The sequence below is a fragment of the Vibrio sp. 1078-1 genome (genome assembly GCF_033340475.1).
Window position 1 is genome coordinate 1 of record NZ_JAWOWM010000560.1, and the last position, 607, is coordinate 607.

Here is a 607-nt window from a genome sequence, read left to right on the forward strand (position 1 = left end):
ATGGTGATCGCCAAAGGATCTGTACGCGTTAACTCGATAAGTTCCAAAGGAAAAGAAGTCACCTTGATGATTTTCGAAGCCGGAGGATGGTTTGGCGACAATGTATTTTCACCCGGCATGCCACGCATTTTCGGAGCAACGGCTCATACCGACGTAACCCTATTAGAGCTACCTGGCGATAAATTTCGGCAATTGTTAGCCAAATATCCACAAAGCTACCCTGTGATTCTGGATCTGCTCAGCCGCAGATTATGGTCAGCTATTTCCGTTATCGAAGACGACGCCATTCGCGGTATAGAAGAGAGGATCGGCAGACGATTATTGCTTCTGGCAGAATATCAACATAACCGTCCTATAAGTGCCCAGTCTTGTGTAGTGAAAGTGACTCGTGAGCACATCGCCAACATGATGGGGCTAACACGACAAAGTGTTCATAAGGTACTAAAGAAATTGGAAAACTCGAACGTTCTTAGGCTGCAATATGGCAGTATTACCATATTGAATCCGCTGAAAATGGAAGCGTATCTCAAACAGTTGGAATAGTTGTAGATGCAAACACGTCTTTGGTCTAACCAGCGTACTCAGCCAAAAAGACCACCAGCCAATG

The 607-nt window shown here is 45.3% G+C and carries 1 protein-coding gene; it reads left to right on the plus strand.

Annotation, left to right across the window (positions count from 1 at the left end):
- A partial coding sequence (locus R7190_RS28785) for a Crp/Fnr family transcriptional regulator (protein WP_318138052.1) occupies positions 1-543 on the plus strand: 543 nt, incomplete at its 5' end.
- Positions 544-607: the final 64 nt, after the last annotated feature.